The organism is Oceanicella sp. SM1341 (assembly GCF_003448965.1).
Lineage (GTDB): Bacteria > Pseudomonadota > Alphaproteobacteria > Rhodobacterales > Rhodobacteraceae > Paroceanicella.
Map to the genome: position 1 here is coordinate 334580 of NZ_QRGC01000002.1, position 25870 is coordinate 360449.

General features: G+C 70.4%; 24 protein-coding genes. 15 read left to right on the forward strand and 9 right to left on the reverse strand.

What is annotated here, in order from left to right; genetic code table 11:
- The first annotated feature begins 17 nt into the window (after positions 1-17).
- The gene (locus D3P35_RS03460; protein WP_118133052.1) at positions 18-965 is read left to right on the forward strand and encodes a LysR family transcriptional regulator; all 948 of its coding nucleotides are present in this window, start codon (positions 18-20) and stop codon (positions 963-965) included.
- A gap of 477 nt (positions 966-1442) precedes the next feature.
- On the opposite strand, the gene D3P35_RS03465 is transcribed toward D3P35_RS03460, so the two are convergent.
- From D3P35_RS03465 to D3P35_RS03490, 6 genes are all read right to left on the reverse strand, one after another.
- Positions 1443-2273, reverse strand: a complete 831-nt coding sequence (locus D3P35_RS03465) for a sugar phosphate isomerase/epimerase (RefSeq protein WP_118133053.1) — start codon at positions 2271-2273, stop codon at positions 1443-1445.
- A 1-nt stretch (position 2274) separates the two neighbouring features.
- The gene (locus D3P35_RS03470) at positions 2275-3273 is read right to left on the reverse strand and encodes a fatty acid desaturase (protein ID WP_118133054.1); all 999 of its coding nucleotides are present in this window, start codon (positions 3271-3273) and stop codon (positions 2275-2277) included.
- 119 nt (positions 3274-3392) lie between these two features.
- The gene (locus tag D3P35_RS03475) at positions 3393-4193 is read right to left on the reverse strand and encodes an ABC transporter permease (protein WP_118133055.1); all 801 of its coding nucleotides are present in this window, start codon (positions 4191-4193) and stop codon (positions 3393-3395) included.
- Complete coding sequence (locus tag D3P35_RS03480; protein WP_118133056.1) at positions 4193-5065, reverse strand: ABC transporter permease; 873 nt, start codon at positions 5063-5065, stop codon at positions 4193-4195. Before D3P35_RS03480 ends, D3P35_RS03475 begins: the two co-directional genes overlap by 1 nt.
- Positions 5066-5082: 17 nt before the next feature.
- Positions 5083-6192, reverse strand: coding sequence for an ABC transporter substrate-binding protein (locus tag D3P35_RS03485; RefSeq protein WP_118133057.1), 1110 nt, complete (start codon positions 6190-6192; stop codon positions 5083-5085).
- 35 nt (positions 6193-6227) lie between these two features.
- Complete coding sequence (locus tag D3P35_RS03490; protein WP_232830356.1) at positions 6228-7361, reverse strand: ABC transporter ATP-binding protein; 1134 nt, start codon at positions 7359-7361, stop codon at positions 6228-6230.
- A gap of 176 nt (positions 7362-7537) precedes the next feature.
- On the opposite strand from D3P35_RS03490, the gene D3P35_RS03495 reads away from it, so the two are divergent.
- Entirely contained in the window at positions 7538-8476 is a 939-nt protein-coding gene (locus D3P35_RS03495; RefSeq protein ID WP_118133058.1) for a LysR family transcriptional regulator, read from the forward strand.
- A gap of 6 nt (positions 8477-8482) precedes the next feature.
- On the opposite strand, the gene D3P35_RS03500 is transcribed toward D3P35_RS03495, so the two are convergent.
- Positions 8483-9355 carry a TetR/AcrR family transcriptional regulator C-terminal ligand-binding domain-containing protein gene (locus D3P35_RS03500; protein ID WP_118133059.1) on the reverse strand — a complete coding sequence of 291 codons (873 nt, stop codon included), beginning with the start codon at positions 9353-9355 and terminating at the stop codon, positions 8483-8485.
- Positions 9356-9459: 104 nt separating this feature from the next.
- Between D3P35_RS03500 and D3P35_RS03505 the strand changes: the two genes are divergently transcribed.
- The 4 genes from D3P35_RS03505 (at position 9460) to rpe (ending at position 12882) form a co-directional block, all read left to right on the forward strand.
- Complete coding sequence (locus D3P35_RS03505) at positions 9460-10479, forward strand: ABC transporter substrate-binding protein (protein WP_118133060.1); 1020 nt, start codon at positions 9460-9462, stop codon at positions 10477-10479.
- A gap of 24 nt (positions 10480-10503) precedes the next feature.
- Positions 10504-11271, forward strand: coding sequence for an ABC transporter ATP-binding protein (locus D3P35_RS03510; protein ID WP_118133061.1), 768 nt, complete (start codon positions 10504-10506; stop codon positions 11269-11271).
- A complete protein-coding gene (locus D3P35_RS03515) occupies positions 11264-12109 on the forward strand; it encodes an ABC transporter permease (protein WP_118133062.1) in 846 nt (281 codons plus the stop codon). The genes D3P35_RS03510 and D3P35_RS03515 overlap by 8 nt, the downstream gene beginning before the upstream one ends.
- Before the next feature lie 86 nt (positions 12110-12195).
- Positions 12196-12882 carry a ribulose-phosphate 3-epimerase gene (gene rpe, locus D3P35_RS03520; RefSeq protein WP_118133063.1) on the forward strand — a complete coding sequence of 229 codons (687 nt, stop codon included), beginning with the start codon at positions 12196-12198 and terminating at the stop codon, positions 12880-12882.
- Positions 12883-13194: 312 nt separating this feature from the next.
- On the opposite strand, the gene D3P35_RS03525 is transcribed toward rpe, so the two are convergent.
- Together D3P35_RS03525 and D3P35_RS03530 are read right to left on the reverse strand one after the other, a co-directional pair.
- The gene (locus tag D3P35_RS03525; RefSeq protein ID WP_118133064.1) at positions 13195-13956 is read right to left on the reverse strand and encodes a siderophore ferric iron reductase; all 762 of its coding nucleotides are present in this window, start codon (positions 13954-13956) and stop codon (positions 13195-13197) included.
- A gap of 301 nt (positions 13957-14257) precedes the next feature.
- Positions 14258-14980, reverse strand: a complete 723-nt coding sequence (locus D3P35_RS03530; protein WP_118133065.1) for a GntR family transcriptional regulator — start codon at positions 14978-14980, stop codon at positions 14258-14260.
- Between the two features lie 143 nt (positions 14981-15123).
- Here D3P35_RS03530 and D3P35_RS03535 point away from each other — a divergent pair, with 143 nt between their 5' ends.
- From D3P35_RS03535 to D3P35_RS03575, 9 genes are all read left to right on the forward strand, one after another.
- Positions 15124-15888 carry a class II aldolase/adducin family protein gene (locus tag D3P35_RS03535; RefSeq protein ID WP_118133066.1) on the forward strand — a complete coding sequence of 255 codons (765 nt, stop codon included), beginning with the start codon at positions 15124-15126 and terminating at the stop codon, positions 15886-15888.
- Between the two features lie 13 nt (positions 15889-15901).
- A complete protein-coding gene (locus tag D3P35_RS03540) occupies positions 15902-16861 on the forward strand; it encodes a glyoxylate/hydroxypyruvate reductase A (protein WP_118133067.1) in 960 nt (319 codons plus the stop codon).
- 122 nt (positions 16862-16983) lie between these two features.
- The gene (locus D3P35_RS03545; protein ID WP_118133068.1) at positions 16984-18618 is read left to right on the forward strand and encodes an amidohydrolase; all 1635 of its coding nucleotides are present in this window, start codon (positions 16984-16986) and stop codon (positions 18616-18618) included.
- Complete coding sequence (locus D3P35_RS03550) at positions 18615-19553, forward strand: ABC transporter permease (protein WP_118133069.1); 939 nt, start codon at positions 18615-18617, stop codon at positions 19551-19553. Before D3P35_RS03545 ends, D3P35_RS03550 begins: the two co-directional genes overlap by 4 nt.
- Positions 19554-19555: 2 nt before the next feature.
- Complete coding sequence (locus D3P35_RS03555; RefSeq protein WP_198670450.1) at positions 19556-20455, forward strand: ABC transporter permease; 900 nt, start codon at positions 19556-19558, stop codon at positions 20453-20455.
- Between the two features lie 65 nt (positions 20456-20520).
- Positions 20521-22104, forward strand: a complete 1584-nt coding sequence (locus D3P35_RS03560; RefSeq protein ID WP_118133071.1) for an ABC transporter substrate-binding protein — start codon at positions 20521-20523, stop codon at positions 22102-22104.
- 80 nt (positions 22105-22184) lie between these two features.
- Positions 22185-23630: an amidohydrolase family protein gene (locus D3P35_RS03565; protein WP_118133072.1), complete on the forward strand. Its 1446-nt coding sequence runs from the start codon at positions 22185-22187 to the stop codon at positions 23628-23630.
- Positions 23627-24655: an ABC transporter ATP-binding protein gene (locus D3P35_RS03570; protein WP_118133073.1), complete on the forward strand. Its 1029-nt coding sequence runs from the start codon at positions 23627-23629 to the stop codon at positions 24653-24655. Before D3P35_RS03565 ends, D3P35_RS03570 begins: the two co-directional genes overlap by 4 nt.
- Positions 24652-25716, forward strand: a complete 1065-nt coding sequence (locus D3P35_RS03575; protein ID WP_118133074.1) for an ABC transporter ATP-binding protein — start codon at positions 24652-24654, stop codon at positions 25714-25716. Before D3P35_RS03570 ends, D3P35_RS03575 begins: the two co-directional genes overlap by 4 nt.
- Positions 25717-25870 lie beyond the last annotated feature (154 nt).

The window sequence follows — 25870 nt, forward strand, 5'->3', positions numbered from 1 at the left end:
GGGGAGGGGAGGCGGCGATGCGGCGCAAGTGGACAGGCCTCGCCGGCCGGCTGTCGGACACCGACCTGCGGCTGCTGCGCGTCTTCCTCACCGTGGTGGAGCACGAGGGGTTGGCGGCCTCGGAGCTGGCGCTCGACAAGTCGGTCTCGGCGATCTCGCTCGACATCTCCAAGCTCGAGACGCGTCTCGGCGCCACCCTGTGCCGGCGCGGCAAGGGCGGCTTCGCCCTCACCGAGGAGGGGCGCATCGTCTACAACGCGGCGCTGCAGCTCTTCACCGACATCGACCGCTTCCGCGACCGGATCGGCTCCGCGGCGCGGGAGATGGCCGGGCGCATCACCCTCTCGACCATCGACAATCTCGTCACCGTGGCCGAGGCGCCGCTGGTGCGCGCCCTCTCCGCCTTCCGGGCGGACTGGCCGAACGTGGTGCCGGTGCTGGACAGCGCCAGCGCCCAGGGCGTGGTGCAGGCGGTGGTGAAGGGCACGGCGGAAATCGGCATCACGGTGATGCCCCGCCCGGTGGACACGCTCGACGCCATCCCGCTGTTCCGCGAGGAGCTCCTGCTCTACTGCGGCGCCGGCCACCCGCTCTTCGCCCGCGCGGCCGAGGCCACGGTGGACGAAGTGCAGGCCCACCGCCTGATCTGGCCCAGCGTGCGCGACGACCCGGCCTTCGACGAGGTGTTGTCGCGCTTCCCGCCCGGCGCGCGCTCCGACAATCTCGACGGGCGGGTGCTGCTCCTGCTCTCGGGCGGCGACATCGGCTTCCTGCCGCCGGATTTCGCGGCCCCCTGGGTGGCGCGAGACGCCCTGCGCCCGCTCTGCCCGGAGGCGCTGCGCACGGAAAACGCCTTCCAGCTCGTTACCCGCCGTTCCGGCCAGCGCTCCTCGGCGGCGGAGGCAATGATCACCGAACTCCTCGGCGCCTTCCGTGCCGCCGGGCTCGCACCGGGTTCCGCTTGAGGCCGGCCGCGCTGCCCGGCGACCGATGAAGGGAGCCAGCCCCCCGCCTCCCGCCCCGACACCGTGCCTTCCCTGGCACATCGGGCGCGGGCGCCGGATGCGCAGCATCCGGCCGGGCCCAAAGAGGCGATCACCGACAGGTGGGCGCATCACGGGAGAGCCCCGGCTGACGCTCGGGCCTGGTGACCGGTCCGGGGGGCCTCCCGCCCTCCGTCGACCCGCCCCTCGCGGGGCGCGTCTCCTGCGGTTTGGGCCGGGCCGCGCGTGCCGCGCGGCGCAGGCGCGAAGCGGCGGAGGGCAGCGCCCGGGGGCTTCAGGAGCCGGATCGGGAGCCGCCCTGTCCCACCCCTCGCGGAGCGATCGGGGAGAGGGGCGGGCGTCGTCGGATATGCAGCATCCGGCCGGGCCCGCGGAGGCCGTCAGCCCGAGGTGGCCGGATCGGAGTGCCACGCCCGCCCGGACCGTTGAGCGGCCGGTTCAGGGCGCCGCGCGCTCCCAGGCGGCGTTGGCGATGCGGCGGAGTTTCAGGGCTTCTTCCCAGCGATCGGAGAGCTCGTCGCCGTTCGCGTCGGTCATGGCGTATTCCGGGGGGCCGAGCTCGCAGAGGAAGATGCAGTCGGCATCCGTCCGGGCGCGGAAGCCCCTGAAGCCCTCCTCCCACCAGCCCTCGAACAGGTCGACCCAGCGGCGGAACTGCGGGAAGGCGATGGGCACCTGCACCTGGGACCGGGTGGCGACCCGGCCCTGGAAACTGTCGGATCGGGCGAGCACGCGGCTCATCCAGCCCATCGCCTCGGGCGGGATCGGGAAGGTGAGCTCGCGGTCGACCACGTAATGCGAGAGATCGGCGGAGAGGCGCATCTCGGGCACGGCGTCGAGCAGCTGGAGCGTGGCGAAGAGGTCGTTGGTGATGCAGTTGCGATGGGTCTCGAACTGGATCGGCATGCCCTCCTCGGCCGAGACGCGCAGCCAGTCGCGGATCACCGGGATCATGCCGGCCACGGTAATCGGCATCACCTGCCCCACCACGATCACGTAGGGCGAGCCGATCTCGCGGCCGAGGCGCAGGGCCGGGCGCAGGTCCTCCACCGATCCGGGGAAGGCGGTGAGCAGGCCGCCGAGCCCGGTGCGGCGGTATTCCGGCACCGTGGCGCGGGCCTCCTCGAGGCTCAGGGCCCCGAGGTCGATGCACATGCCGTCATAGCCCGCGGCCTTTACCCGGTCGAAGCGCTCGGCCAGCGGGGCCTCGGGGGTCCCGGGGCGGCGGAGTTCCGTCGCCCAGAGGGACTGGTAGGTGAGCAGGGCCATCTCAGGCGCGGGCCGGCGGCGGGGCGACGGGCTCGAGATCGGTATCGTCGGAGATCCAGATCCGGTCCTGCGGGTAGTCGGCCTCGGTGCGGCCGCGGCCGAAGGCGCGCAGCACCGCGGCCTGGAAGCCGAGATAGGTCATCTGCGGCGGCTTGCGGCCGTGGTCGGTGAAGATGGTCCGGTGCAGCTTCGAGAGGTTGTAGCAGGGCACCGAGGGGAAGGCGTGGTGCGCGGTGTGGTACTGCATGTTCCAGCAGGCCCAGCGCATCAGCGCGTTGGTGCGGGTGGAGCGGGTGTTCTGGGTAATGACATCGTTATGCGGCAGGCCGAGGTGCTCGATGGTGTTCTGCAACTGGTGGACGAACTTCATCACCACCATGGGTGCGAGCCAGAGCTGCACCGCGATCCAGCTCCCCGCCCAGACCGACAGCGCCGCGATCAGCGCGTAGCCGGCCAGATGCAGCCGCGCTTCGCGGATCACCTTCGGACGCTCGTTGGGCAGGATGTAGGGCTCGGTCACGATCCCGGCGGAGAAGCGCAGGATGCGGCGCACGCGCGAGTACCAGTAGGTGGGGCCGAGCACCCAGAGCGCGTAGGAGGTGAAGGTGTAGGGCGGGCGGGCGAGCTCGCCGTCCTTCTCCCAGTCCTGGGTGTAGCGGTGATGGGCGAAATGCTGGATCTGGTCGAAATCGCGCGGGTAGAGCAGGATGAAGCCGAAGATCCGCCCCACCACCTCGTTGAGCCGGCGGCTGGAGAACACGGTGGAATGGCTGAGCTCGTGCTGGCCCGCGTAGAGGAAGTTGATCAGGATGCCGTGCACCATGAACAGCGGCACGGCGGCCCAGGCATTCCCCCAGGCAAACCACAGCGCCGTGCCGGTGGCGGCGATGGCGCCGAGATGCGAGCCGAGCTGGAACCAGCCGCGGGCATCGTCGCGCTGCGCCAGTTCCTTGAGTTTCGCCGGCTCGATGAGGTCGCGTCTACCGAACGCCTCTTGCATGGGAAAACCTCCTCCGTTGGGACCAGCGCATATCCTGCCCGCGGGGCAGGCGGCGCGGAAGCGGCATGTTGCAAAGCAAACTTGAGCGTATGCTTTAGTGAGCGCGTGGCCGGCACAGGCTACTTCCGTGTCTCGCGCCAGAGGATCCGGCCCAGCACCACCGCGAGGGTGATCACGATCAGGATGACCGAGATCGCCGCCACCGCGGGGTCGACATTGTCGCGCAGGCCCATCCAGATCCGGCGGGGCAGGGTGATGGCGTTGATCGAGGTGATGAACAGCGTCACCGCGATCTCCTCCCAGCTCAGCACGAAGGCCATCACCCAGGCCGCCACCAGCCCGAAGCCGATGTTGGGCAGGATCACCCAGGCCGAGGCCTGCCAGATCGAGGCGCCCATGCCGCGGGCCGCCATCTCGATGCGCCGGTCGATCTGCGACAGCGCCACCATCACCACCACCACGGCGAAGGGCACCACCATCACCACATGCGAGATCACCACGCCCCAGAACGTGTCGTAGCCGATGGCGGGGGCGGCCTTGGCCAGCCAGGACATGAAGAAGTAGAGGATCACGGCCGAGACCACCGGCGGCACGATCATCGGCAGCATGACGAAGCCGATCAGCAGCGCCTTCAGCCGCGGCTGCACGTACCACATGCCGAGGCTGAAGGCGGTGGCGAGGAAGGTGGCGATGCTGCTCGCCACCAGCCCCACCCGCACCGAGAGCCAGATGGAGGCGTGCCAGTCGGCGTTTTCCCAGATGGTCCGGTAATGGCGCAGCGACAGTTCGCCCTCCGGCATCTTCAGGTAGCGGAAGGGCGTGAAGGACATCGGGATCACCGCCAGCATCGGGGCGAGCAGGAACAGCCCGGCGAGGACGGCAAGCAGGATGGCCACGGGGCCGGGGCGATAGGTTCCCATCAGCGCACCAGTTTCTCGACGCGGGTGAGCCGCATCAGGGCCAGCAGGAGCAGCGAGACGATCACGATCATCGTGACGCTGAGCGCCGCGGCGAGGCCCCAGTTCGAGGCCTGGAAGATCTGCACGTAGACGTATTCCGCGATCATGATCGAGCGGCCGCCGCCCAGGAGCGCCGGGGTCACGAAGAAGCCCAGCGAGAACACGAACACGATGACGGCGGAGCCGAAGATGCCCGGCATGGTCATCGGCACGAACACCTCCCAGAAGGTGCGCAGCCGGCCGGCGCCCATGCCGCGGGCGGCCATCAGCACCCGGGTGTCGAGCCCGCGCATCACCGAGGCGATGGGAAACACCGCGAAGGGCACGAGGAAATGCACCATGCCGATCACCACGCCCACGTCGTTGCGCACCAGGGTGAGGGGTTCGGAGAGGATGCCGAGATCCTGCGCCCAGGTGTTTAGGATGCCGCGGTTGTAGAGCACCACCAGCCAGCCGAAGGCGCGGCTGAGCACCGAGATCCAGAACGGCACGATGATGCAGATCTCGGCCAGGATGCGCATCGGCCGGTTGCCGTGGATCCAGACATAGGTGAGCAGGTAGGCGAGGATCACCGCGAGCAGCGTGACCAGGGCGCAGATGCGCAGCGTGCGCCAGATCACCGAGTGCACGCCGGGGTCGGTCGCCACTCTCGCGTATTGCCCGAGGCCCGGTTCGGGCAGGGTGATCGACCAGTTCGCCACCCCGAGGAAGGGCACGAGATAGGCCGCGCAGAGGAAGAGCGGCAGGAGCGCGATCAGCACCCAGCCGCCGGTGCGCCAGCCCCGCGCGCGCGGGGCGGGGCCGACGGTGGCGGCGTTCAGCGGGGCCGGCATCGCGCTCCTCCCCCCGATCAGGCCGAGATGACCGAGAGATAGGCGTCGAGTGCGGCGCCGTAGTTCTCCGCGTACCACTCCATGTCGAGCGGGATCTGCTTGGCCATGTTCTCGGGGTCGACGCAGTTGTGGCGCTTGTCCTCCTCGGCGATCAGCGCGTCGGCGGCGGGGTTTGCCGGGCCCTGGCCGAGCATCTCGAACATCACCAGCTGGCGCTCGGGCACCTGCATGGCGGCGAGCAGCTGCATCGCCGGCTCGGTGCCGCCGGGGTTGTTGGCCATCACCGCGAAGGAGGCGGGCTGCAGCAGCCCGTCGTCCCAGATGTACTTCACGTCGCCGCCGGTGTCGGCCTCCACCACCTTGGCACGGGTGTTCCAGGCGATGGCCATGTCGGCCTCGCCGGTGAGCAGGGCGTTCTGCAGCTCCGCCCCGCCGCCCCAGAACACCGAGACATTCTCCTTGAAGGCGGCGAGCTTGGCATGCGCGCGCTCGATGTCGAGCGGGTAGAGCGCGTCGCGCGCCACACCGTCGGCCAGCAGCGCGGCTTCCCAGCTCGAGACGCCCCACTTGTACATGGCGCGGTTGCCGGGGAATTTCTCCACGTCGAAGAAATCGGCCAGCGAGGAGGGGGGCGTTTCGTATTTCGTCGCGTTGTAGGCGATGACGAAGGAGAAGAAATACGCCGAGGTGGCGTGCTCCCAGCCGAAGCCCTCGCGGAACTTCGACTTGTCCACGATGGAATAGTCGATGGGCTGGACCACGCCCTCCTTGCCGAGTGCGATGGCGGAGAACGGGTCGGCGTCGACCACGTCCCAGGTCACGTTGCCGCTCTGGGCCTGGGCGCGCAGCGCGCCCTCGGTGGGGCCGGAGCCGTCCTCGACCACGCGGATGCCGGTTTCCTCCTGGAAGGGCTTGCCGTAGGCCTCGTCATAGGCGGTCATCGCGTCGCCGCCCCAGTTCACCAGCACGAGCTGCCTGGCCTGGGCGAAGGACATTTTCGCGCCGAGCCCGGCCGGCACGGCGAACATGGCGGCCACGGCCTGGGTGAAGCGGCGGCGGCTGATGCGGCCCTTCTCGACCTGTTCGAGAAGCAGCGCGGCCTGGTCTTTCTGGAAGGCGTTGTTCATCTGTATCTCCCTGTCAGAGAACGGTTCTTTCTGTCTCAGGCGTCCTGCGGCAGCAGCAGGCATTTCTCCGGCTCCCAGGACAGCCACACCGGGCTGCCGGGGGTGACGAGGCCCGCGTCGCTGCCCGCCGGCAGGTCGCAGAGCACCGGGGTTCCGGAGGCGGTGCGCAGCACCAGGTTGATGCGCGCGCCGCCGTAGACCGCCTCCTCCACCGAGGCCTGCAGGGCGTTCACCGCCCCCTCCGGCCGCGCGGCGGTGATGCGCAGGTTCTCCGGGCGCACCGCGAGATGCGCCGCCCCGGGGGCGAGGGCGCGCTCGGGTGCGACCAGCGCCGTGCCCTCGAAGGCACCGGTCATCCGGCCGGCCTCGGCGCGCAGGCCGGAGACCGGGAAGAGGTTTATCTGGCCCAGGAACTCGGCCACGAAGCGGTTTTCCGGGCGCTCGTAGACATCCTCGGGGCTGCCCACCTGCTGCAGGCGGCCCTGGTCGAAGATGGCGATGCGGTTGGAGAGGTGCAGCGCCTCGGCCTGGTCGTGGGTGACGAAGACGAAGGTGGTGTCGGAGTCGCGCTGGAGGGAGCGCAGCTCGGCCTGCATCTGCTCGCGCAGGTTCTTGTCGAGCGCGGAGAGCGGCTCGTCGAGCAGCAGCACCCGGGGGCGGAACACCAGCGCGCGCGCCAGCGCCACCCGCTGCTGCTGGCCGCCGGAAAGCTGGCTCACCTTCTTGCGCGCATGCGCGGCGAGGCCGACGCGGGCCAGCATGTCATGCACCAGCGTGCGCCGGGTGCCGCGCTCCATGCCGCGCACGCGCAGCGGGAAGGCCACGTTGTCCTCCACGCTCATGTGCGGGAACAGCGCGTAGCCCTGGAACACCATGCCGTAGTCGCGCGCCTCGGGCGGGCGGCGGGTGATGTCGGTGCCGAGTTCGTGCAGGCTGCCGGCCGAGGCGCTCACGAAGCCCGACAGGATCATCAGGAAGGTCGTCTTGCCGGAGCCGGAGGGCCCCAGCAGGGTGAGGAACTCGCCGTTGGCGATGTCGAGCGAGATGCCGTCGAGCGCCCGGGTCTGGCCGTAGTGCTTCTCGATCCCGCTGGCGCGCAGGAAGGGCGTGGCCTCCGCCATCATGCCCCGGGCCCGCGCATCGCTGCCGCCGGAAGTGTCGTCATGCAAACCCCGTTTTCCCTGTCGCCTGCCCTTGCATTGGGCAGGCTTGCCCTGTCAGCCCATGGTTCCCGCTTCCGAAGATCCTTAAAGCCTGAAAAATAACCATAAGGCCGGTTTCGCCGGCTTGTAAAACGGTGTTTCTCAAAGCATACGTGGAAACCATCCATGTGAAAGGCCTCCCGATGCGCTTCAATGCGAGTGACATGCGGCTGCTGCAGGTCTTCGTGGCGGTGGTGGAGCATGGCGGCTTCGCTGCCGCGGAAAGCGAGCTGAACCTCAGCCCCTCGACGATTTCCAACCACATGTCGGCGCTGGAGGAGCGGCTGGGCATGCGGCTGTGCCAGCGCGGCCGGCGCGGCTTCCGCCTCACCGAGGAGGGGCGGGCGGTGCATGCCGCGGCGGCGCGGCTCGACACCGCGCTCGCCGATTTCACCTCCGAGGTGGGCGAGGTGCAGGGCCGCATCGGCGGCGAGCTGAAGATCGGCCTCGTCGACGCCGTGGCGGGCGACCCGCGAAACCGCCTGCACGAGGTGCTGGCCCGGCTGAAGACCCAGGCGCCGCGGCTGGGCCTGTCGCTGTCGCAGGAGCGCCCGCAGGAGCTGCAGGCGCGGGTGCGCGACGGCGCCTATCACTGCGGCATCGGCGCCTTCCTCCACCAGATCGACGGGCTCGTCTACCGCCCGCTCTACATCGAGGACCACGGGCTCTACTGCGGCCGCGGGCACCCGTTCTTCGCCATGGAGGATGCCGCGATCACCCCGGCGATGCTGCGCGAGGCGGCCTACGTGCACCGCGGCTACTGGAGCGAGGAGGTCACCCGCGCGCATGGTTTCGCCAACGTGCAGGCCACGGTCTACCAGATCGAGCCGCAGTTCATGCTCATCCGCTCCGGGCATTACATCGGCTTCCTGCCGCAGCACTACGCCGCGCCCTGGGTGGCGCGCGGCGCGCTGCGGGCCGTGGCGCCGGAGCGGCTGCTCTACCGCGCCCGGTTCGACCTGATCCTGCCCCGCGGCCATCGGCGCACGGCAGCGCTGCGCGAGTTCCTGCGGGCGGTGGACGCGGTCTGGCGAGGAGCAGGGGAGCTGGCTGGGCAGGGCGCGGGGGTCCTGCCGGGCTGAGCGGCTTCAGGCGGGCAGGGGGGAGACGGCGCGGCAGAAGCGCTCCACCAGCCGGGTGATGGCGGTGGCGTCGAGGTCCATGTGATAGAAGAGCACCCGCAGCGCCACCGCGGAGGTGAGGTCGCGGAAGCACTCGCGCGCGTTCATCTGGGGGTCGATCTCGCCGCGGGTCACGCCGCGGTCCCAGATCACCATCACGTGGCGATAGGTCACCGTGGCATGCAGGTCTTCCACGCCGCGGGCGTAATCGACCTCGCAGATGGCGCGGTAATACTGGCTGGCCATCACCTGGCGCGGCGCGTCGCGGCACACGGACACCAGGCGCTCGACCATCGCGTACATGTCGCCGCGCAGCGAGCCGGTGTCGGGCACCTGCGGCGGGATGGAGGAGGAGATGGACGTGTCGAACAGGAGGTCCCCGATGGTCGGGAACCGGCGGTACAGCGCAGGCTTGCCGATTCCGGCGGCTGCGGCGACGGCTGTCATCGTCAGGGCGCCGTATCCGCCCTCGTTGTAGAGGCGGATGGCGGCTTCCCTGATCCGGTCGTCGATGGAAGGGTCGCGCGGGCGGGCGATGGCTCCGGTCTCCTTGAAGTCGAAGAAAAAACGAGGACTGCGGACGCTACACCTCGGCCCCGCTAAGTAGCGCGATACCGGCAATGATTTCAACCCATGGCTGCTCATCTCCGGATGTACTCGCCAATTCGGATATTGGTGCGGCACTGGTCCGCTCCGGGGGTGCAGCGCCGGGCCTGCACGGGGTCGCGCGGGCTGCCGAGTGGCGGGGGCAGGCGGGGGCGAAGGCCCGGCCTGCGGCGGCAGGTCGCAGGCGGCGGGATCCGGGGCGGGCGGGCGGACGGGCGCCGGGAAACCGGCCATCGACTTCCCCGGGGTCAGGTTGCATTATGCCGCCGCCCGGGGGGAGCGGCGCGCCAAGACCGCCGCCGCCCGGGCAGACGGAGCATCGGGGAGGAGACCCAGTCATGACCACATTGTCCCGCCGCCGCCTGCTCGGCGGCATCGGTGTCGCTGCCGGCGCGGCCGGGCTCGGCCTGCCGGCCTTCGCCGCGGCGAGCAAGGTGAACGTCGGCGCCCTGCGCCTGGTGAGCCATGCGCCGAGCTTCATCGCCCTCGAGCGCGGCTATTTCGAGGAGGCCGGGCTCGACGTGGAGTTCAGCTTCTTCCAGGCCGCCCAGCCCATGGCGGTGGCCATCGCCTCCGGCGACGTGGGCTACGGCGCCACCGCCATCACCGGCGGCCTCATCAGCCTGGCGCAGAAAGGTGTCGCTAAGGTTATCGGCGGCGCGCTGCGCGAGGAGAAGGGCATTCCCGGCCAGGTGATCCTCGCTTCGAACGCCGCGTATGACGCCGGGCTCACCGAGCCGGCGGCGCTGGGCGGGCATTCCTTCGGGGTCACCACCGCAGGCTCGTCGTTCCACTACATGGGCTCGCGCGTGGCCTCCGCCGCGGGGGTCGACCCGGCGGAGCTGCAGTTCCGCCCGCTGCAGAAGGTGGGCGCGGTGATCGGGGCGCTGAAATCGGGCCAGGTCGACGCCTGGTCCATCGTGCCCAACATCGCCGGATCGCTGGTCAATTCGGGTGCCGCGAAGCAGATCGGCCTCATCGCCGACTATATCCCCGACTACCAGGTGACCACGCTGATGTGCTCGGCCACCAACGCCGCGGAGGAGCGCGAGAAGACCGCCGCCTTCATCGCCGCCTTCGCCCGCGGCGCGGCCGATTTCAACGCGGCCCTGGTGGACAGGACCGCCGATGACGCCGACGAGCTCGCCGCCATCATCCACAAGTACGTCTACGAGGACGACACGCCGGAGGTGGCGGCGAAGAAGATCGCCGCCGGCGCCATGCGCCTCTCGCCCGGCTGCGCGCTCGACCTTGCCTCGGTGGAGGACCAGCTCGGCTGGTTCACCTCCGAGGGGCTGATCCGCGGCGAGGTGAGCACGGAGATGCTGGTCGACACCTCCTACGTCGACGCCGCCTGAGCCACACTGAAGGAGACCCCGACGATGGACCTTTCCCTGCTCGACATCGGCCATTCCTATGGCCAGACCCGGGTGCTCGAGGGCATATCCCTCGAGATCCCGGCCGGGCAGGTGCTGTGCATCGTCGGGCCCTCGGGCTGCGGCAAGTCCACCCTTCTGCGGATGATCGGCGGGCTGGAGCGCCCGGCGCAGGGCCGGGTGATGACCCGCGGCGCGGCGCCCGAGGGCTGCCTCAACCCGCTCACCTTCGTCTTCCAGGATTTCGCGCTGCTGCCCTGGCGCACGGTGGCGGGCAATGTCTCGCTCGCGCTGGAGGACCACCGGCTGGCCCGGGCGCGGCGCGAGGCGGTGATCGCCGACGTGCTCTCCCGCACCCGGCTGTCCGATTTCGCCGATGCGCTGCCGCGGCAGCTCTCGGGCGGCATGCGCCAGCGCGTGGCCATCGCCCGGGCGCTGGCGGTGAACCCGGCGGTGATGCTGCTCGACGAGCCGCTCTCCGCCCTCGACGCCCAGACCCGCGAGCTGCTGATGGAGGATCTCGTGGGCCTGTGGAGCCGGGCGCCCTTCACCGCGGTCTACGTCACCCACAACCTCGCCGAGGCGGTGCGGCTGGGCCACCGGATCGCGGTGCTCTCGCGCCGGCCGGGGCGCATCCGCGAGATCGTGGAGATCGACACGCCGCTCGCGGAGCGGCGCACCGGCGAGGCCGGGCTGGAGCGGGTGCAGGCGCACCTGTGGGAGCTGATGCGCGAGGAGGCCCGCGCCGCCGATGCGGAGTTGATCGATGCTTGAGCGCGTGACCGCCACCGCCCCCGTGCGCGCCGCCCAAGGCACCGGGCCCGAGCAGGGCCGCGAGGTGCCGTTCCGCGGCGGCGGCTTCCGCCCCGGGCAACGGCGCTGGGTGGCGCCGGTGCTCTTCGTGGTGCTGATCGCGCTGGTGGAGGCAGGAACGCGCAGCGGGGTGATCTCGAACCTCACCCTGCCGCGGCCCTCGGATGTCTTTGCCACGCTCGTCGACCTCGCGCGCTCGGGCCTGCTGTGGAAGCACCTCGCGCCCTCGCTGGGACGGCTGGTGGTGGGGGCCAGCATCGGGGCCGGGCTCGGCATCCTCGTCGGGGTGATGATCGGGCTCTTCACGCTGGTGCGCGCCGGGCTGGTGCCGCTGGTGGCGGCGCTGTTCCCCATTCCGAAGATCGCGCTGCTGCCGCTCTTCGTGATCTGGTTCGGCATCGACGAGGCGTCGAAATATGCGCTCATCGCCTTCGGCACCTTCACGCCCACCGTGGTCGCCACCTATGGCGCGGTCGACGGGGTGGACCGCACGCTGATCCGCATGGGGCAGAGCTTCGGCCTCACCTGGCTCTCCATCGTGCGCAAGATCGTGCTGCCGGGGGCGCTGCCGGGCATCCTCTCCGGGCTCAGGGTGAGCCTCGCCATCGCCATCATCCTGCTGGTGGCCGCCGAGATGCTGGGTGCGGAATACGGTATCGGTGCCTATATCCTGGAGGCGGGCGCGCTCTACGACCTCGAGCGGCTCTTCGCCGGGGTCACGGTGCTTTCGGTGCTGGGGCTGGTGGTGAGCTTCCTCATCGGGCGGGTGGAGCGGCTGCTGCTGGCCTGGCGCGCCTGAGGGACGGGCGGGCTCGACAGGCCCGGGCGGCCGGGCTAGAGAGCGCGCAAGGGCCCGCCGGGCTTCGCAGAACGGGGAAACGCAGCATGGACTTCAACCGCAACGTCAAGATCGCGCCCTCCATCCTCTCGGCCGATTTCGCCGCCTTCGGCGCGGAATGCGAGGCGATCGAGGCGCAGGGCGCCGACTGGGTGCATGTCGACGTGATGGACGGGCATTTCGTGCCCAACCTCACCTTCGGCCCGGCGATGGTGAAGGCCATCCGCCCGCATGTGAAGACGGTGATGGACGTGCACCTGATGATCTCCCCGGCCGACCCCTACCTGCAGGCCTTCGCCGAGGCGGGCGCCGACGTGCTCACCGTGCACGTGGAGGCCGGGCCGCACCTGCACCGCTCGCTGCAGGCCGTGCGCGCGCTTGGCTGCAAGGCCGGCGTGGCGCTCAACCCCGCCACCCCGGCGGAAGCGATCGAATACGTGCTCGACGACATCGACCTGATCTGCGTGATGACGGTGAACCCCGGCTTCGGCGGCCAGAGCTTCATCGAAGCCCAGGTGGAGAAGGTGCGCCGCCTGCGCACGCTGGTGGGCGACCGCCCGGTGCATATCGAGATCGACGGCGGCGTGACGCCCGAGACCGCGCCGCGCGTGGTGGCCGCCGGGGCGGATGTGCTGGTCGCGGGCTCGGCGGTGTTCAAGGGCGGCTCGGTGGGCAGGCCGGAAGTCTACGGGGCCAACATGCGCGCGATCCGCGCGGCCGTCGAAGCCGGCTGAGGCGCCCGGGCCCGGCCGGGGAACGCCCGCCTCGCCGAGGGGGCTCGCGCCCCCGCAGCTCGACGGGCGTGGAGAAGGCCCCTGCGGGCCTCCGCCTGGCGGGGGCGAACGGTCGCCGATGCCGGGCCGGCGGTGCTGCTTTCATCCTCTGCGGGGCTTGTCTGCACGATCCGGCCCCGGGGCTGGGCGCGCCGGGTTTCGTGCCGGGCGGCGGAGGGCCGCAGGCCCTTCGCCACGGCCGGCGAGCTGCGGGGGCCGGAAGGCCCCCTCGGCGAGGCGGGCGTTCCCCCTCCGGGCGCCTCCGCGGGGGGCTCAGGCCGGGGCCTGCTCCCAGCTTTCCTTCATGCGGGCGAAGCGGGTCGCGTCGTCCTGCCGGGTGGGGCAGCTTTCGCAGACCGCGCCGCAGGCGGTGCGATAGGCGAGGCAGCAGCTCCTGCGGTCCACCACCAGCCGCACCCGGCCGTCCGACAGGGTGACGGGCAGGAACCGGCTCTCGCCGGTCAGCCCCGCTGCGGCCAGCCAGGCCTCGGAGAGCGCGGCCAGCCGCCCGGGGTCCTGCAGCCCGGGGGCGAAGCCCGACACCTGCTGGAGCGCGAAGAGGATCTGGTCGGCCAGCAGGCGGCGGGCGTTGGCGGGCTTGACCGGGGCGAGGCGGCGCAGGTCGGCCAGCAGCGCGTCGGTCTGGGCGCGCAGGGCGCCGCCGGCCAGGGTGACGAGCGTGTCCTCGCAGGCCCGTGACAGCGCGGCGGAGCCGAGTCGGAAGCCGTAGACCACGCTGCCCTGCGGCCGCAGGCTGATGCTGTCGAGCGCCGGCAGCGCCCCCAGCCCGTGCACGGCGCAGACCGCGATGGAAGCCGGCTGCCATTCCAGCATCCCCCAGGCCCTCGTGGCCCAGTAGGCCGGCCCCGCGGCGGGCTCTGCCGCCTGCAGCGCCTCGAGCAGGGCGGCGATCGGGGCGGAATTGTCGGCCCCCGCGGCGATCCAGCCCGGAGGGCAGGGCCCGGGCTCGCCGGCAAGCAGCGGCGCGCGGCTGCGCAGGGCCTCGAGGAAGGCGGCGGGCTCGGCGGCGATCATCCGCGCGCTCCGGGCTGCACCCGGGCCCGGACATGAAACCGCACGCGGGCCTGCTCCGGGCCGGTCGCGGGCTGCGCCAGGGCCGTGGCGGCGCGGCGGGCGGGCCCGGGCCTTGCGGCGGGCGGTTGCGGTCCGGGTCTCACGGCGGCGCGGTCCTCCGAGCGAAGCGTGCTGTGCGCGACCGGCCGCGGCGGGGCGCCGGGGCGGGTCGTCGACCAAGGCGATACGGCGTGGCGGCCGGGCCTGTCAAGATCCCCGACAAAACGAGTTGGGTATGGGTGGGCCCCGTCGGAGCCGTGCCTCACTCCCGGGCCGCCGCCGGGCCCCGGGCTTTCTCGAACAGCTTCACCACCTGCTTCTGCGCGTCCGCGATATGGGCGGTGAGGCGCCGACGCAGCTCGGCCGCGTCGCGGTTGCGCAGGGCGGCCACGATGGGGTCATGCGTCTCGGCGATGCGCACGGGGTCGTCGTAGAGCGAGCCGATGAGGGCGATGCCGGAGCGCATCTCGGTGGCCAGAGTGTCGAAGATCTTCACGATGCGCTCGTTGCCGCCGATCTCGCAGACCATGCGGTGAAAGGCGTAGTCCGCCGCCACCTGCTCCTGCGCCGCACCGGCGCGGCCGAGCCTGTACATGAGCTGCACCTGGGCCTCCAGCCGGTCGACATCGGCCGGGATGAGTCGTTCCAGTGCCCGCTCGGCGGCGTGCAGCTCGAGGCACATGCGCAGGTCGTAGATCTCCTCCAGCTCGCCCGTGTCGTAACTGTGCACGAAGAAGCCGCGGCGCGGGTGCGAGACGATGAGCCCCTGGCTCTCCAGCAGTCGCAGCGCCTCGCGTACCGGGGCGCGGCTGGTGCCCATTTCCTTGCTCAGGCGCAGCTCGGTGACCTTTTCGCCCGGGCGCAGGCGCCCGTCGCCGATCGCCTCGACGATCTGCCCCGCGATGCGGGTGGCGAGGTCGTCGCTCTCCAGTGGTCGGAAGGTCTGCTCCGCTGCCTGACCGTCTCCGCTTCTCTCAGCCGCCATGGCTCCTCCCGTACGCCCGCCGGGTGATGCCGGCATTCCGGCCATTGAACGACATGTTAAGTCGATTGTCGACAGTTGAACTGTCCGGAGATTGCTGGCAGTCTGCCCCGCAATCGAAACTCAGCACCTCAGGGAAACGGACGATGACACTGCAAGAGCGCGTCTCCGCCGCGCAGCCGACCGAGCGGGTCGATCTCGCCGCCGCCTACCGGCTTGTCGCGCATTTCAACATGGATGACAGCATCTTCACCCACATCTCGGCCCGCGCCCCGGCCGACGAGGGCGAGCATGCCTTCCTGATCAACCCCTACGGCCTGCGATTCGACGAGGTGACCGCGAGCAGCCTCGTGACCGTCGATGTCGAGGGCAACATCCTGCGCGACACCTACGGCAAGGGCATGAACAAGGCCGGCTTCACCATCCACTCCGCCGTGCATGCCGCGCGGCCCGACGTGGGCTGCGTGCTGCACACCCACACCGTGGCCGGCGTGGCGATCTCGAGCCTGGAGGAGGGCATCCTGCCGCTCAACCAGTGGTCGCTCGGCTTCCACAAGCGCATCGCCTTCCACGATTACGAGGGCGTGGCGCTGAACCTCGAGGAGCGCGAGCGCCTCGTGGCCGACCTCGGCGATCTCGACGTGATGATCCTGCGCAACCACGGCATGCTCACCTGCGGGCGCACGGTGGGCGAGGCGTTCAAGCGCATGTACAACCTCGAGCGCACCTGCCGCGCCCAGCTGCAGATCATGGCCTCGGGCGGCAAGATGCGCCTCGTGGACGAGAAGCTGGCCGATTACGTGGGCGAACAGTTCGCCAACTGGTCGAAGATGCATGACGAGAAGGACGACCCCGAATGGGACGCCTACATGCGCCTCGCCAAGAAGCACTACCCCGACTTCGACAGCTGATCCGGGAAGTACGATGAAGGATGTCCCCACGGGCACTGAGCCCGTCCTTGGTGTCTACCTCTCCACCACGATCGACCTGAAGTCGCGCTATGTCTCGCCCGGCGAGACCCGTGTCCGCCTGCTGCCCCCGGAGGAGATCGAGGATCCCTCCGCGGTGCAGTTCGCGCTGGCCTGGCGGCCGGCGCCGGACGATTTCACCCGCTACCCGAACCTGAAGCTGATCTCCTCCATCGCCGCGGGCGTGGACAGCATCACCAACTGCCCCAGCCTGCCGGAGGGCGTGGCCGTGGTGCGCGTGCGCGACGAGGCGCAGGCCTCGCGCATGGCGGCCTTCGCGGCCTGGCACGTGGTCACGCATCACCGCCACATGACCGAGCTGCTGGCCAACGCGGCCGAGGGCCGCTGGCAGCGTGCCGCGGCGCCCGAGCCGTTCCATGACTGGACGGTGGGCATCCTCGGCTACGGGCTGATGGGCCGGACCGTGGCCCGCGGCCTCGCCGCGCTGGGCTACCCGGTGATCGCCGCCAGCCGCCGCGGCGGCGAGGGCGAGCCGGGCATCGAGGTGGTCGGTGGCGAGGGCTCCATGCGCGAGGTGGCGCGGCGCTCGAAGGTGCTGATCAACCTCCTGCCGCTCACCGAGCACACCCGCGACGTGCTGAACGCCGATTTCTTCGCGCAGATGCCGAAGGGCGCGGTGCTGGTGCAGCTCGGTCGCGGCGAGCACCTGGTGGAGGACGACCTGCTGGAGGCGCTCGACAGCGGCCAGCTCTCCGCCGCCTCGCTCGACGTGTTCCGCACCGAGCCGCTGCCCGAGGGGCACGTGTTCTGGAGCCGTCCCGACATCATCATCACCCCGCACACGGCAAGCGACACCACCCCCCAGGAGGTGATCCGCCAGCTTGCCGACGCGGTGGAAGAGGTGATGGCCGGGCGCAGCCCCGCCAACCTGGTCGACCCGCACGCCGGGTACTGACCGCACGCGACATCGCGGCCGGCGCGCCTCCGGGCCCGCCGGCCCACCTTCCCCGGCTTTCCGCCGGCCAAACTGCAAGACCCGCGTTTCGCGCGGGCCCCAGATCAACAGGGACATAAAAGATGACCGAAACACCGGAAACCATTCTCGTCGGCGGCCGCATCTGGCAGGGCCTCGCGGAAGGCTTCGCCGAAGCGCTGGCCATGGCCGGCGGCAAGGTGCTCGCGGCGGGCAGCCGCGCCGAGATCGAGGCGATGGCCGGGCCGGAGACGAAGGTCATCGACCTGAAGGGCCGCCTCGCGGTGCCGGGCATCAACGATGCGCACATGCACCTGCACATGTACGGCCTCGCGATGAAGGAAATCGACTTCCGCCCCTCGGCCATCTCCACCATCCCCGAGGCGCTGGCCGCCATCGCCGAGCGGGTGAAGACCACCCCGGCGGGCGAGTGGATCACCGGCCGCGGCTTCGATGACGGCAAGGTGCCCGAGCGCCGCATGCCCACCATCGACGAGCTCGACTCGGTCGCCCCCGACCACCCGATGCTGCTCACCCGCACCGACGGCCACGTGACCGTGGCGAACTCGAAGGCGATGGAGCTGGCCGGTGTCACCGCCGACACGCCCTCGCCGGTGGGCGGGCTCATCGAGGTGAAGGACGGCAAGCTCACCGGCCTGCTGGCCGAGACCGGCCGCGACCCGGTCTATGCCGTGATGCCCAAGAACACCCGCGAGGACCTGATCGAGGCCATCGAGCGCGGCGGCGCGGACCTGCTCACCTACGGCATCACCTCGGTGATGGAAGCCGCCATCGGCATCCGCGACGGCTGGACCGAGATGGAAGCCTATCTCGAGGCGCACGAGGCCGGCCGCCTGCCGGTGCGCGTCTACGGCACCATCATGGGCGACAAGACCACCAGCATCCTCGACGAATCCGCCGAGCGCGGCCTTGTCACCGGCGCGGGCGACGAGATGTTCCGCATCGGCGGCGTGAAGCTGTTCACCGACGGCTCGATGAGCGGCCGCACGGCCGCGGTGTCGAAACCCTACGAGGGCACCACCGACAATTACGGCCTGATGCTGCTGTCCGACGAGGAATGCGCCGCCCTGGTGCTGAAGGCCCACAAGCTGGGCTACCAGATGGCCATCCACGCCATCGGCGACGTGGCCATCGAGCAGGTGATCAAGGCCTACGAGGCCGCCCTCGCCTCCGACCCCGTCGAGGACCGCCGCCACCGCATCGAGCATTGCGGCTGGCTCACCGACGAGCAGATCGCCCGGATGAGCGCCATCCACGCGCTGCCCGCCGGCCAGCCGAGCTTCATCTACTACTTCGGCGACCTCTACCTCACCCATCTCGGCCACGACCGCTCGCAGCGCTGCTACCCGATGCGCAAGTGGATCGACGCGGGCCTGCAGCCCTCCGCCTCCACCGATTGCCCGGTGACGCGGATCAACCCGTTCCCGACGATGTACGCAATGATTGCCCGCAAGTCCGATACCGGTGGTATCCTGGGCGAGGCCGAGGCGCTTTCGGTGGCCGAGGCGCTGCACGCCTACACCTACGCCTCCGCCTACGCGGCGAAGGAAGAGGGCATCAAGGGCCGGCTGATCCCCGGGCAGCTCGCCGACGTGGCGGTGCTCACCCGTGACATCTTCGAGGTGGACGTCGAGGACATCCCGTCGCTCACCTGCGACATGACCATCCTGGGCGGCAAGGTCGTCTATGAGCGGGAGAAGGAGCTCGAGACCGCATGATCGGGCAGATCGCCAACCGGCTCATCCTGTCTGTCCCGGTGCTCTTCGGGGTGCTGCTGCTGGGGTTCCTCCTGCTGCAGCTCGTCCCCGGAGACCCGGCGGTGGTGATTGCCGGCCCAGCCGCGCCCCCCGAGGTGCTCGATGCCATCCGCCAGGAAATGGGCCTCGACCAGCCGGTCATGGTCCAGTTCTGGAACTACCTCGCCCGCGTGGCGAGCGGGGACATGGGCCGGTCGCTCATCTCCAACAAGACGGTGCTCAGCGAGCTCGGCGGGGCGATCATCCCCACCGTCGAGCTGATGGTCGCCTGCCTGTTCTGGTCGATCCCGCTGGGGATCGGCATGGGCACCGTGGCGGCGGTGAAGCGCGGCTCCATCGCCGACCGCATCGTGATGGCGCTCTCGGTGGGCGGGGTTTCGCTGCCGATCTTCTTCATCTGCCTGCTCGCCATCCAGTTTCTCGGCGTGTACTGGCCGATCTTCCCGTTCATCGGGCGGGGCGGGCCGGTGTGGACCTATGACGGGTTCATGCACATCGTGCTGCCCGCGGTCTCGCTGGGGCTGATCTTCATCGGGCCGGTGGCGCGGATGACCCGCTCCTCGGTGCTGGAGGTGCTCAAGCTCGACCATGTGCGCACCGCGAGGGCCAAGGGCCTCTCCGAGCGCGCGGTGATCCTGCGCCACGCGCTGCGCAACGCGCTCATCCCCGTGGTGACGCTGGTAGGGCTGCAGGCGGGCTACCTGCTCGGCGGCGCCATCGTGACGGAGACCATCTTCTCCTGGCCGGGCATCGGCCGGCTCGCGGTGGGCGCCATCCTGTCGAGCGACTTCCCCGTCGCGCAGGGCACCATCCTGGTGCTGGCGCTGGCCTTCATCGTGATCAACCTGATCGTCGACGTGCTCTACGCACTGCTGGATCCGAGGGTGCAGGGATGACCGTGACCGCTGACGCAAACACCACCACCGCCACCCCCGAGGACGCGGCGCCCCCGCGCCGCGCCCCCTGGTGGCTGCGCCTGCTGCGTGACAGGGCGGCGGCCGCGGCGCTGATCCTGCTCGGGCTCATCGTGCTGGCCGCGATCCTCGCGCCGCTGATCTCCCCGGCCGACCCCTTCGCCAATTCGCGCAACGTGATGATCCCGCCGATCTGGTCGGAGCGCGGCATGGCCGAGCACCTGCTGGGCACCGACGGGCAGGGCCGCGACATCCTCTCGCGCCTGCTCTACGGCACCCGTGTCACGCTGCTGATCGGGCTGATCGGCATGGGGCTGGGCGGGGTGATCGGCTCGCTCATGGGGCTGGTCTCGGCCTTCTACCCGCGGCTCGACCCCTGGATCATGCGCCTCGTCGACATGATGCTGTCCTTCCCCGCCATCCTGCTCGGCCTCGCGCTGGTGGCGGTGATGGGGCAGGGGGTGGTGCCGGTCACCATTGCGCTGGGTGTCGCCTCCATCCCCGATTGCGCGCGCATCGCCCGCGGCATCGCGGTGGGCATCATGAAGCAGGAGTTCATCGAGGCCGGCCGCGCCGTGGGCCTGTCCGACCTCACGCTCTTCGTGCGCTACCTGCTGCGCAACGCGATCTCCTCGATCATGATCTTCATGAGCCTGCGCTTCGGCCAGCTCATCCTGCTCGGGGCGGCGCTGAGCTTCCTCGGCCTCGGCGCCCGGCCGCCGCAGGCCGAGCTGGGCATGATGGCCGCGCAGGGGCGCGACTTCCTGCTCTTCGCGCCGCATATCGCGGTGATCCCCTCCGTTCTCATCTTCCTGATCGTGCTCTGCGCCAACGTGGCCGGCGACGCGCTCAGGGACGTGCTCGATCCTCGCCTCCGGGGCTGATCCCCCGGGGCGGGCAACACCAGAAACCGCGAACGCGGTCCGTTACAACAAGGAGAGTCCCGACCATGTCCTTCTCACCCATCAGGCTGAGCCTCGCGGCCGCGCTGGCGCTGGGCGCGCCGGCGATCGCCGCCGCCCAGACCTCCGTGACCATCGTGCGCGAGGTCGACAGCAACAACTACGACCCGCAGAAGTCCACCGCGCGCAGCGCCTCCGAAGTGCTGTTCATGATGGGCGACACGCTGGTGGGCCTCGACCCGGACATGCAGACCGTGGTGCCCATGCTCGCCGAGAGCTGGGAGATGTCCGAGGACGGCCTGACCTACACCTTCCACCTCAAGGACGGCGTGAAGTTCTGCGACGGCAAGGCGATGACCGCGGATGACGTGGTCTACACCTTCGACCGCTGGCTGGACCCGGAGACCAAGTCTCCCGTGGCCTGGCGCGCCGGCGAGGTGGAGAGCGTGACCGCCCCCGACCCGCTGACCGTGGTCTACAAGCTCAAGGCGCCGCACTCGGAGCTGCTCTACCAGCTCACCCAGTCCTTCGCGACCATCATCGACAAGGCGAATGTCGAGGCCCTGGGCCCCGATTTCGGCGTGACCGGCTTCAACGGCACCGGCCCGTTCTGCTGGCAGGAATGGACCCCGCGCAACACGATGACGCTGACCAAGCACGAGGGCTACAACTGGGGTCCCCCCATCTACGACACGCCCGACGCGCAGGTTGACGAGATCACCTGGCAGATCGTGCCGGAGGAGAACACCCGCACCGTGGCCGTGCTCACCGGCCAGTCGCAGATCACCCAGTACGTGCCCTACATCGCGCTCAGCCAGCTGCGCGCCGCGCCGAACGTGAACATCGAGCAGTCCGACGCCGCGTTCTGGACCTACTTCCTGGGCTTCAAGGTCGACAAGCCCACCGTGTCCGACCCGGTGGTGCGCGAGGCGATCAACCTCGCGGTGAACCAGCAGGCCATGACCGAGGACCTCTACTTCGGCGAAGTGCAGCCGGCCTATTCCTACGTCTCGGAAGGCGCGCTCGACTGGAACCACGCCCTCGACGACGAGCTGCCGAAATACGACCCGGAGAAGGCCGTCGAGATCCTCGAGGCCGACGGCTGGACGCTCAACTCCGACGGCGTGCGCGAGAAGGACGGCGTGAAGCTGCAGCCGCTCGCCTATGTCTTCGCCGGCTCCACCTGGTCGAAGATCGCCGAGGCGGTGCAGGCGGACCTGCTGAAGGTCGGCATCGACATGCAGATCCAGGCCTTCGACGCCACCATCGCCTGGGGCAAGATGTCGACGCAGGAGTTCGACATGTTCGGCATGTCCTTCCCCTACGTCTCCTCGGGTGACGCGCTCAACCTGTACTTCCGCTCGGCCAACATCCCCTCGCCCAACCGGATGAACTGGAACGACGCGAAGACCGACGAGCTGCTGCGCACCGGCCTCACCGCCACCAACGACGCCGACCGCGCCGCCGCCTATGGCGAGGTGCTCAAGCAGGTGCACGAGGCCTATGTCTGGCTGCCGCTCTACCACGAGCCGATGACCATCGCCTCGTCCACCGAGCTCAAGCCGGTCGTGCCGCACAACCTCTACGGCTGCGGGCTCTACAAGGGCATCAGCATCGCCTACGCCGACTGATCCCTCCGGCAGGAGACGCCGGCTCCCCCCCCCCCGGGGCGGGGGGCCGGCCACCCAACCCCACGGAAAGACGAAGTGACATGACCGCTACCACCGTGATCCGCAACGCGGACTGGATCATCGCCTGGGACGAGGCCGCCGGCGCGCATTGCTACCTGCAGGGCCAGGATGTCGCCTTCTCCGGCAACGCGCTCATCCAGGTGGGCGGCCGCTACGAGGGCGAGGCGGAGACCGAGATCGACGGCCGCGGCCGGCTGGTCAGCCCGGGCCTGGTCAACATCCACTCCCACCCCTCCTCCGAGGCGATGAACAAGGGCATGCTGGACGAGCTGGGCTCGCCGCGGCTCTACATGTCCTCGCTCTACGAATTCATGCCGCTGTTCCGCCCCGACGCCGAGGGCGTGGCGGACTGCGTGCGCGTGGCGCTCTCCGAGGCGCTGCTCTCCGGTGTCACCACGCTGGTCGACCTCTCGGTGGCACACCCGCAGTGGCTCGACCTGATGGCCCAGTCCGGCCTGCGCGGCGTCATCGCGCCCATGTACCGCTCCGCGCGCTGGTACACGAAGAACGGCCATTCGGTGGAATACGAATGGGACGAGGCCGCCGGCCGCGCCGCGATGGAGAACGCGCTCGAGGTGGTCGCCGCCGCCGAGGCGCATCCCTCCGGCCGGCTCTCGGGCATGATCGCGCCCTCGCAGATCGACACCTGCACGCCCGAGCTCATCCGCGACAGTTTCGACGCCGCGCAGGAGCGGGGGCTGAAGATGCAGCTCCACGCCGCGCAGAGCATGGTCGAGTTCCACGAGATCACCCGCCGCCACGGCCGCACCCCCTTCCAGTGGCTCGACGACCTGGGCGTGCTGAAGGACGGGGCGATCATCGGCCACGGCATCTTCCTCAACGACCATCCCAGCGCGAACTGGCCGCTGGCGGATGACTTCGACCTGCTGAAGGCCTCCGGCGCCGCGGTGGCGCATTGCCCCACCGTGTTCCAGCGCCGCGGCATCACCATGCGCACCGTGGGCCGCTACCTGCGCGCCGGCATCCCGGTGGGCATCGGCACCGACACCTTCCCCCACAACATGATGGAGGAGATGCGCAACGCGCTCACCAACTCGCGCGTGATGTCCCAGAACGTCTACGACCTGCGCACCTCGGACATCTACAACGCCGCCACGGTGGGCGGTGCCGCGATCCTCGGCCGCTCCGACATCGGCCGCCTCGCGAAGGGCGCCAAGGCCGATTTCTTCATGGTCGACGTGAAGCACCCGGCCATGCGCCCGCTGCGCGACCCGGTGCAGTCGCTGGTCTACACCGCCGCCGAGCGCGCCCTGAAGGACGTCTGGGTCGACGGCCGCCAGGTGGTGCGCGAGGGCTCGGTGCTGGCCTTCGACCTCGACGCCGCCCTCGACGGGCTGGAGGCCGCACAGCGCCGCGCCGAACAGGCCTTCACCACGCTCGACTTCGCCGGCCGCAGCCATGACGAGGCCGTTCCCTTCGTCTTCCCGATCCGGAGCGACGCATGAGCGAAACCGCAACCCAGGCCCCTCCCGCCACCGCCGCCGCCACCGACGACGTGCTGCTCGACGTGCGCGACCTCAAGGTGCATTTCGACACCGAAGCCGGCACCTTCCGCGCCGTCGACGGCGTGAGCTTCTCGGTGAAGCGCGGCAAGACGCTGGGCATCGTGGGTGAGAGCGGCTGCGGCAAGTCGGTCACCTCCTCGGGCATCATGCGGCTGGTGCCGATGCCCCCGGGCCGCTTCGCCGGCGGCGAGGTGATGTTCGACGGCCGCGACCTGCTCAAGCTCTCCGAGAAGGAGATGCGCGGCATGCGCGGCGGCCGCATCGGCATGATCTTCCAGGAGCCGATGACCGCGCTCAACCCGGTCTACCGTATCGGCGACCAGATCATCGAGAGCCTGCGCGTGCACTCGGGCCTCGGCCGCGCCGCGGCGCGCAGGCGCGCCATCGAACTGCTCGACCTGGTGCGCCTGCCCTCGCCGGAAAAGCGGGTGGACGATTTCCCCCACCAGCTCTCCGGCGGCCAGCGCCAGCGCGTGATGATCGCCCTCGCGCTCGCCAACGACCCCGAGCTGCTGATCGCCGACGAGCCGACAACCGCGCTCGACGTCACCATCCAGGCCCAGATCCTCGAGCTGATGCGCGACCTCTCGGCCCGCACCGGGGCGGCGATCGTGCTCATCACCCATGACCTCGGCGTGGTGGCCGAGACCTGCGACGACGTGGTGGTGATGTATGCCGGCCGGGTGGTGGAACGCGCGCCGGTGGCCGCGCTCTTCGCCGCGCCCCAGCACCCCTACACCATCGGCCTGATGGCGGCGGTGCCGCGGCTCGACATCCAGTCCGACCGGCTGGAGACCATCCCCGGCTCGGTGCCGCCGCCCTACGCCAAGATCGACGGCTGCCGCTTCGCCTCGCGCTGCCCGGTGGCCACCGACCAGTGCCGGGCCGAGCTGCCGCCGCTGCGCGAGCTCGCCCCCGGCCATTCCGTCGCCTGCTGGCGCGCGCCCCTGGAGGATGTGGCATGAGCACGGTTCTCGAAGTCTCGAACCTCACGAAGCATTTCCCGGTGCGCCGCGGCCTGCTGCGCCGGCAGGTCGGCGCCGTGCAGGCGGTGAGCGACGTGAGTTTCTCGGTGAAGGCGGGCGAGACCCTCGCCATCGTGGGCGAGAGCGGCTGCGGCAAGTCCACCACCGGCCGCGCCCTGCTGCGCCTGCTCGAGCCGAGCGCCGGCTCGGTGAAGCTCGACGGCGAGGAGATCACCGCCCTGCCGCCCTCGCGGCTGCGCGCCGCGCGCCGGCAGATGCAGATGGTCTTCCAGGACCCGTTCGGCTCGCTCAACCCGCGCATGACCGTGCGCGAGATCCTCGTCGAGCCGATGGTGCTGCACGGCATCGCCAGCGGTGAGCGGGCGGAGGCGCGGGTTTCCGAGCTGCTGCGCACCGTGGGCCTCGCGCCCTACCATGCCGAGCGCTACCCGCACGAGTTCTCCGGCGGCCAGCGCCAGCGCATCTGCATCGCCCGCGCGCTCGCCACCCGGCCGCGGCTGATCGTGTGCGACGAGCCGGTCTCGGCGCTCGACGTGTCGGTGCAGGCGCAGATCGTGAACCTGCTGCAGGACCTGCAGCGCGAGTTCGGCCTGACGTATGTCTTCATCAGCCACGACCTTGCAGTGGTGCGCCACATCGCCAACCGCGTGGCGGTGATGTATCTCGGCCGCATCGTGGAGGAGGCGGAGACCTCCGCCCTCTTCGCCGACCCGCGCCACCCCTACACCCGCGCCCTGATCGCCGCCGCCCCGCGTCCGGCACCCGGCGCGGTGACGGGCCGCGAGGCGGTGCGGGGCGACGCGCCGAGCGCGCTCAACCCGCCCTCGGGCTGCGCCTTCCACCCGCGCTGCCCGCTTGCGACCGAGCGGTGCCGCACGGAGCGCCCCGAGCTGCGCGCCGTCTCGGGCAGCAACGTGGCGTGCCACCATGCGGAACAGGCCGAGCCGCTGCCGCTGCCCTCCGCCGCCTCCGCGCCCTCCGAGTTGCTCAACAGGCGCCTCGAGGTGCTGGCCCGCGCCCGCGCCGCCTCCGCCGCCTGAGCGGTGCCTCCGGCACGGGCAGACCGGTGGCGCGTGCCGGGGACATCGGAGTGACAAAAGGGAAGGGGTCGCCACGGGCGGCCCCTTCCTCATCGTGGAGGGCGAGGCGCGGCATCCCGGCCGCTGCGCGTCAACCGGGTGCGCGGTGCAGTGG